This window comes from Nocardia arseniciresistens (assembly GCF_046764875.1).
GTDB lineage: Bacteria > Actinomycetota > Actinomycetes > Mycobacteriales > Mycobacteriaceae > Nocardia > Nocardia arseniciresistens.
Genome location: NZ_JBKORD010000020.1, coordinates 156,685 through 164,284 on the forward strand (window position 1 = coordinate 156,685; position 7,600 = coordinate 164,284).

At 64.7% G+C, this 7,600-nt stretch carries 7 protein-coding genes; 3 read left to right on the forward strand and 4 right to left on the reverse strand.

All coding sequences use genetic code 11. From position 1 onward, the window contains the following. The first annotated feature begins 151 nt into the window (after positions 1-151). Positions 152-286 (forward strand): hypothetical protein, encoded by a 135-nt coding sequence (locus ACLMAJ_RS31975; RefSeq protein WP_412017599.1) that lies wholly within the window; start codon positions 152-154, stop codon positions 284-286. A 1-nt stretch (position 287) separates the two neighbouring features. On the opposite strand, the gene ACLMAJ_RS31980 is transcribed toward ACLMAJ_RS31975, so the two are convergent. The 3 genes from ACLMAJ_RS31980 to ACLMAJ_RS31990 form a co-directional block, all read right to left on the reverse strand. Then, a complete protein-coding gene (locus ACLMAJ_RS31980; RefSeq protein ID WP_412017600.1) occupies positions 288-1,637 on the reverse strand; it encodes a serine hydrolase domain-containing protein in 1,350 nt (449 codons plus the stop codon). A gap of 1,086 nt (positions 1,638-2,723) precedes the next feature. Then, on the reverse strand, positions 2,724-3,890 hold the full coding sequence (locus tag ACLMAJ_RS31985) for a nucleotidyl transferase AbiEii/AbiGii toxin family protein (RefSeq protein ID WP_412017601.1): 1,167 nt from the start codon (positions 3,888-3,890) through the stop codon (positions 2,724-2,726). Next, positions 3,887-4,537 carry a hypothetical protein gene (locus ACLMAJ_RS31990; protein WP_412017602.1) on the reverse strand — a complete coding sequence of 217 codons (651 nt, stop codon included), beginning with the start codon at positions 4,535-4,537 and terminating at the stop codon, positions 3,887-3,889. The genes ACLMAJ_RS31985 and ACLMAJ_RS31990 overlap by 4 nt, the downstream gene beginning before the upstream one ends. Before the next feature lie 441 nt (positions 4,538-4,978). Here ACLMAJ_RS31990 and ACLMAJ_RS31995 point away from each other — a divergent pair, with 441 nt between their 5' ends. Beyond that, positions 4,979-5,230, forward strand: a complete 252-nt coding sequence (locus ACLMAJ_RS31995) for a hypothetical protein (RefSeq protein WP_412017603.1) — start codon at positions 4,979-4,981, stop codon at positions 5,228-5,230. Positions 5,231-5,337: 107 nt separating this feature from the next. Here the strand turns inward: ACLMAJ_RS31995 and ACLMAJ_RS32000 are convergent, their stop codons facing one another. Further along, entirely contained in the window at positions 5,338-6,144 is an 807-nt protein-coding gene (locus ACLMAJ_RS32000; protein ID WP_412017604.1) for an NmrA family NAD(P)-binding protein, read from the reverse strand. A gap of 591 nt (positions 6,145-6,735) precedes the next feature. Between ACLMAJ_RS32000 and ACLMAJ_RS32005 the strand changes: the two genes are divergently transcribed. Beyond that, entirely contained in the window at positions 6,736-7,068 is a 333-nt protein-coding gene (locus ACLMAJ_RS32005) for a DUF3761 domain-containing protein (RefSeq protein WP_412017605.1), read from the forward strand. Positions 7,069-7,600 lie beyond the last annotated feature (532 nt).

Here is a 7,600-nt window from a genome sequence, read left to right on the forward strand (position 1 = left end):
CCCGCGCGAAGACCCGGTTCGGTCAGCGGGGTAGTCGGTCCGCGTGCGTGTTCGGCTGACTTCGGCGGTAACCCGTGTGCCCGTAGATTAGGACATAGACACTCGTGCATTTGGTGGCCTGAGTGAAAGCTTAACGGGCAGAATAGATGTCATGACTGAGTTTGCGCTCTCAACGGATGCGCAGCGCGGCACCGCCAGTGTGTCGAGGTTGGGGACCACAACAGTGGGTGACCATTTCTTCGCGCACGGCGCGAAGGAAGGCGATATCCCTTTCTTCGGCATGTGATTCAGCGGATACCGGGCGTGCGCGGGTCCGGACCGAGGCAGGCTTGAATGACGCAGCCCGGCGCGGTATCCGCGAACGGCGGTGCCAACGGGTAGTTCAGGCAGCTGAAGACATCGCAGCCCGGATATGCCGCGGGCCCGATGCCGAAGACCGCCATCAGCAGATTCGTATCCACGGACCGGCTCGAATCCGCGCGCAGCGGCGGTTCGACATACGGACCGGGATCGGGCACCAGAGGGTCTTGGAATGCCGCGAACAATCTGCGGAAGAATTCGTGCGCCAGCTCCGTGGTGTCCGCCAGAGCCTCCTCGATGCCCTGGTTGCTGACACTTCCGAAGAGTCCGGTCCACACCACCGTCAAATCCAGACTCGGCACGATGAAGACGTTCTGCATGCCGAGTCCGACCATGAAATACACGTCGGCGGGCTGGAAGTCCTGGGACTCTTCGCATCCGAGGCCGATCCAGAGCAGGTAGCCAAAGCACTTGTTCGCTGGTGACGGCTGGCGTGCCATGCGCAGATAAGTCTCGGAGACTAGTTGCTGTGTGCCCCAGCGCCCGTTATTGCTCACCAGCAGACCGAGCTTCGCGAAATCGTTCGGCGGGATCATCAGATGGGCATAACCGTAGGTATGCCCGGCGCGATCGCGCGCCCAGTAATAATCACCGCGTTCGATGCCGAGCGGATCGAAAAGCTCACGCTGCGCGAACTGCTGCAATGGCTCGCCCATGGCCAACTCGATGACATAGGCGAGCAGATCGACATCGCGCTCGCTGTAGCTGAATACCGAACCCGGCGGATTGTTCAACGGCACCCCGAGCGCCTGCACGGCACCATTCGGATCGATGGGTATCACCCCGGTGATACCCTCGGTAAGTATATCCGCCGCAAGGCCGGACGATTCGGTCAGTAGATTCTCCACGGTGATCGACCGATGCTTCTCATCACCGAGTCCGGGCGGCAGATACCGATCGATCGGCGCCTCGAGATCGAGTTTCCCCTGATCCCAGGCTATTCCGGCGAGCAGGGAGACAACGCTCTTCGTCGCACTCCAGATATTCCACGCGACATTGCCGGTCTCGTCGTTCGTCGGCCCCTCACCGATCAGGCAGTTGTGCCGGAACACCTGCACATTCAACCGATTACGCCCACTGGCGAACGTCAAGGCGTCCGCGAGCAGTCCCGAATCCAGTCCAACCTGTTCCGGAGCCGCCCGTTCCAGGTCCCGCCCGGACGACACCTCACACGACAGCTGCTCGGCGGGCGCGGCCCGCGCACCCCCGGCGAAAACGCTCCCAGCGACCATCGATATCGCCGCAGTTCCGGCCAGGAATCTGTAGATGCAACCCATAGCTCGAGGCTATCGCGCCCGACAGTGCTAGAGCGGACAACAGGCTGAATAAGGTTCAGCCGAATGCAAACCGGGCGTACCACTCAACGTCGAATATTCCAAGATTCCTCTTTGACATCGAGGGCGCGGTTCGAACCGCGCTCCTGGCCGCCGAGTTCGACTGGACGTGGTATCTCGACAAGGATCTCCCCGGATACGGTAGCGGGCCACCGCCATAGGGTTGATCGCGTAAATCGGCCGGCCGGAGGCTCGGATTGCGGCAACCAACAGGCCGCGGGGAGTCTCGATCGCGACCGGGATCGGATCCTCGGCGTTGTCGCCGGCGTCGGTGAGTAGCCCCGTCAGCGCGGCGAAACCCGCAGGGTCATCGCCGACGAGCTGTACGAGGGCAATATCGAGGCGGTGTTGCGAGAGTTCACGCTTCTGGTGGATGCGTGCACTGTCGCAGGCACCATGAACAGCAGCGCGGTGATGCAGGCCAGTGAGTTCGAGCGAGCCCTCAGGTATTGGTGCGAGCAGGAGATGCCGAAAGCAGAGCTGATCGACTGCCCGCGCCACGGATGGCACGAAGTCCCGGCACCCAAACCCGAGAGTCCGGTACAGATGTTTCCCGGGCTCTCGGACCTGTGGGGACTCGAGTGCACACAGTGCCCGTGCTTCCTCGCAGTCAACGTAGCGCCACACGGGACTCGGAAACGTGGACGCAAGCGCCTCTACTGCACGATGCCTGCCGACAAGCGGAGTACAGATCCAGAAGGGATGCAGCAAGGCCGACCGCGCGGCAGGACGAAGCCTGACAACTCGATCGCGAAGGCCGAAGGCTCTTCTCGCATGCCTTGACTGTGGCTTGCCTGCCGATAAGTGAACCGAATCGACGGCTATGAGTTAGAACGGTGGTTCGTCGTCTACTCGGCCTAGCCCGGAGGTGCCCACCGCGGGCGCGCTGCCCCACGGGTCGGGCAGGCTTGACCGGCGGCGGGGTGCTCTTCGCTCTCGCTCGGCTTCTGCCTCGGCTTCCTACTCGAACCGGCATTCGCCAGCGACGGGACCGTTCGTGACCACTTCGAGGGTTGCAGCTCCGCCAACTCAGGGCTGCGGGGCCAGACGTCGCGCAATTTGGCGCGGATCGGCGTGGCCGCCCGGGATCCGGTCGGCGGGCAGCCGCGCCACCAGATCCGCAGCTCGGCTCATCGAGCAACTCGCACCGAAGAGTTCGCAGACCAGCACGATGCGTTCGGCGACCGAATGACGCGAGTCGGCGAACCATCGGGCGAGGCCGGTCATGCCGTCGCATGAGAGTACTTCGCGCAGGGCGGGCAGTTCGTGGCGGCAGTGCTCGGTCAGCAGCGGCAGGAGCCGGCTCGGGCCGGACTCGAACGTCGGCGCCAGCCCGACCACGAGTCGCCAAACGAACTGCTCGTGCGCGCCGCTGAGAAGCGGGTGCTCGCCGGCGAAGGCATGCCAGTCGACATCGTTGGCGACCGGGATGATCGCGTCCAGCGGGGCGCCGAGGGCAAAAAGAGCGGGAAGGTGGCAGGACCGCAAAGCCTCGTCCAGAAGATTGCCGGGTAACTGGCACCGTTCCGCCAGCAGGACGGCATCGTAGAGATCCTTGCCCAGTGGACCAGGCTTGCCAGCGTCGTGATCCTCCTCGTCCGCCTCGAGGTTGAAGTGGCTCCGGGCGTCGGCGACGAGCCAGGCGATCTTCCACGCCAGCGACTGCCGTGCGGTCACGGCCCGCAGCATCATTGGCGGGCCCGGCAGGCTTGACCGCGGGATCGGTGTCAGTTCCGGCGGGTCGTACAGGGGCTCGTCGAATGCGAAATCGATCTGCACGGTGCCCACCCGTCCATGCCCGTGCCAAGACAGGATCAACCGGGTGCCATCCAGGCCGCCGTAGCGGTAATCGTCACCGATCTCGCCGCGCCACATCCGGCGATCGATGAAGACCGCACTGCCCGGACGACGGGACATCGCCACAGCATCGGAGACGAGATCGTCGAACATCTCCTCCGCCGATGGCTCGTCGGGGCGCTGCCGCTTGTGGTGCACGACGAAGTCCAGGTCGCCGGGCTCCCGCGCCCACGCCCCGAACCACGCCTTGGCCAGCATGCTGCCGCGCAGCACCAGACGCGGCGACCACGGCGACTCCGCGATCGCGGCCAGCACATGATCGATCGCCTCCCGCCGGGCGGCCACCCAGTCGGCACCGTCCTCGGACTCGGTGAAATACCAGGGCAGGGGCGCGATCATAGCGGCAGCGCCGACTCAGCGATCCAGCCCTCGTCGACCGACTCGTTCGTGTCGATTACCACGAATTCCCGCTCGACGGACAGTATTCGGTAATCCGGCAACACCGCCAACAGATCCGCCAGCCGGGCCTCAGCGGTCCGGTTGCCCACCCCCCGGCAGCGCTGGGTGACGAACCGCTCAGTCCGGCCGTCCGGCCGGAACCGTCGCGCATTCGCGGACACGTGCGCTCGGTGGCCGGTGACCGCTTCGGCCAGCTGTTCGGGTACCGCGTCGGCGGGCAGCAACAGTTTGATGTGATGCTCGAAGTAGTACTGCGGCCCCAGGACCGCGGCCTCGTTGTCTGTGCCGGGGACGCCCTCGGCCCACGGCGTCGCCTCGAGCTTCACTCGCGTCACCTCGAAACCGGCCTCTGACAGCCCCGTAACCACCGTGTCGATCCAATCGCGCACCGCCCTAGCAGTGCCGGATCGACGCACGGTCAGCATCGGCTGATCAGGTGTTCGTCCGCGCAGCAACACGATGTGCGTGAATTTCATATCATGGTGCGCCGCATACCGTTCCAACGCTGCCGCCGTCCCGGGATCGGCCGCCCCAACGGTGATATGTGCCTCGAAATCACCCCGCACCGCCGCCAACTCAACCTTCATCACCCCCTCATCGAAGCAGGGACTACCGACAATCCCGGCGTGTGTCCCGTCACCTCCGGGAACGGACGTCCCGTACGGGACGGACGGTCGAGCAGCGATGACTTTCCCACGCCGGACATCCCCGTCACCGGCACACGCTTCACACTGCAACAGAGCAAGGAAACCACCGGTAAACGACGTCTGTCATAAGTTGCCACCCTGGCCAACTATCGGTGAGACTGGCCAACCATCTCTCCGAGTCACAAGCAGCGGCCGGAGACGACCACCTATGGTGACATCTGTCGTGAAAAAGTGACAGATGTAATGAACAGCCACAGACGCACGGGCGAGACCTGTGAGGCCGCACGAAAATGTCAGCGACCAGACCGCATGAGAATGTCAGTGAATCCGGCGGCGCTACCGGCGGGTATGTGATCGAATCAAGCGCGGTGCACTGTTGGTGTGTCCGCCTTCCATTGCGGGCCAAGGGATCTGGAAGGCCGTGCCAGTGTCGACGCGGGCGGACGCGCGCTGCGGCAGGCTGCTATCGATCGACTGGCACAACTGTCGGAGCACGGCTGTCTATCCAGTGATCATGTCCGGCTGACTGCGCAGACGCTGGGTGTCGGCGAGCGCACGGTGTGGCGGTGGTTGTCGGCGCAGAAACGGGAAACGCCTGCGGCGCAACGAGATCGGTTCCGCATCGACTTGTGAACACCTCTTCGTGACCGTGTGGCCGACCGCTTCTGCTCGCACGCAGCGCCGCCGGCGAGGCGGAGCCCGGCGAGCTCGTGAAGACAGCGGTCGGCCGAACGGGCGGTTCAGAAACGGTTCTTGTGCTCGGTCACCCATTCCGCGAAAGTCCGGGCGCGTCGGCCCAGTATCCGGTCGACGGTGCCGTCCGGAACCCGCGCGGACTCGGGGGGGTCGGCGTGCCAGCCGAGTACGTAGTCGGCGTCGGCCGGTGACACACCCTCCCGCAGGAACCGCTCGACGGCCTGGTCCCTGCTGATCCGTTCGAAGGTGATATCCCGGCCGAGCGTTGCGGCAAGGGCGGCCACCCGCTCGCTGGTAGTCAGCGCCTCGGGGCCGTTGAGGTTGTACGCCCGCGACGCGTGACCTTCCTCGGTGAGCGCGATCGCGGCGACTGCGCCGAGGTCACCCTCATGGACCACCGCGCTCGGTATATCGAAGGGTTCCCGCACCACTCCCTCCGCCTGGATGGTTTCCGCCCAGGTGAGCGCGTTGGACATGAATTCCTGCGGCTCCAGCCTGGTCCAGGTGACGCCCGACTCCGCCACCGCGGTCTCCGCCGGACCCACATACCCGCCCCAGAGGATGGTGATGCGCTCGACACCGGCGGATACGGCTCGCCGGACCAACTCGGGTCCGGTCTCGGCTACCCCCGATGTGACGGTGATGTGCAGTCCGGTCACACCGTCCAGTGCGGCAGCGAGGGTGCTCGGCTCGGTGTGCGTGCCGACCACCACCTCCGCGCCCGCGGGCAGCAGACTCCCGGCCCGCTCCGGGGCGCGGGTCAGCGCCCGCACTGCCCGGCCTCTGCGTAGCAGTTCGGCCACCACATGCCGTCCCGTGTTTCCTGTTGCGCCCGTTACCAGAATCGTCACGATGAACTCCCTTCCGGCCGCGACGCTATGACCTGAACAAGAGTTGAGGTCAAGCTGAGAGTCCGCGAGAGGTTCGTTCGAGACCGGGCCGTCTCGTCGCGCCGAGGCTGAGGATATGAAGCGGGAGCGAGCACTGGAGAAGCTGAGCGGCAAGCGCAGGCCGGAGTCCAGCGCCGCCCGATCCAGATGTTCGTAAACCGTTCGCTTCTCCCACACTCCACCGCCCCGGCGTGGTGTGGTCCGGAAGCCTCGGTCGACCTAACCCGCCGCCTGTCATAAACGTGTCGAAAAGTAGTGCTGTCCAACGGTTCTTGTTGGCCCTTTCTCGTACAGCCCACGACATGGCCACGCCAGCCTCCGTCGCGGCGGCCCTATCGATCCGGAAGTCGTAGACACCCCCGCGCGGCGGTGCCGCTTGCAGGTCAAGGAGTTGCGTCGCCTGGGGATTCAGGTCCAAGACCGGTCTGCCTGTTACCCACAGCCCCTAATCGAAGCGGGATGTGGAAGGCCGGGATGGGTTCTGCGCTAGTTTCAACTCTCGGCTGGAGCATCCTCCAGCCGAGAGTTGAACTGCTGTAGGGAGTCTCACAAATGAACAGCGACGCGGGCCGACACAGCGGTCTTACCGGAATGCGCAAACCGCCGCGTCGAGTCGCGATCGCGACCTGGCTTTTCGCTGCCGGCGTGGGTGTGGCTTCAGGCTTGGCTCCGCAAGCCGCCGCCGCCCCGGCCTTCATCGCTTGCAGTGCAGGCGAATACGCAAACGTCGACAGCGTGTGTGTCCCGCGCCCGGAGCGGGGTACCGTCGCCCCCGACGGGGCAACCGCTCAGTGCAAGGACGGCACCTACAGCTCCAGTCGACACCGCGCGGGCACCTGTTCGCACCACGGCGGTGTTGCCCGCTGGTTGGTTGCCCTGCCGTAAACGGAACGTAGGTCCCGGCCTGGGAACCTTCTGCGCGCAGCGTGGAGCGCAGTTTGGTCAGGATCGGCAAAAAGCCCCCGAGGGCGTCCAGACACCGGGCTGGAATTCGCCGGTTCTTGCCAGGGTGACCGAGACCCGACGCTCTCGAGGCACTACCGCAACCCCGTCTACCAGCGCAAACAAGCACATGCACCGGTGGTAGAAAATCTGTTGTGTCGGGTGTAGACATTCCGTGACGGCTGATATACAGTCACTGTCGTTCGAATTGATAAGTCCAGTGGCCGGGCAGGTGAGCTGCCCGGATCAATGAGGTTCCGCCGTCCCTTCCGGCGGAGGCGCTAATCCGGTGTAGTCGGCCGGACCGCCGGGAGGGGCGAAGAAGCAAGGAAGAAGAGCAAGACCGAGAAGTACGCAGGTTAGAACCCGGCAATCCAGGAGGTGGTGCTCACTGAGGAGTCATTTATCGGTTCCGCTTCCCGGGAAGTGTCGGGAGCGGTGTAGGACATCGGCCGAGTTGGTCGGTGGCAAGAAT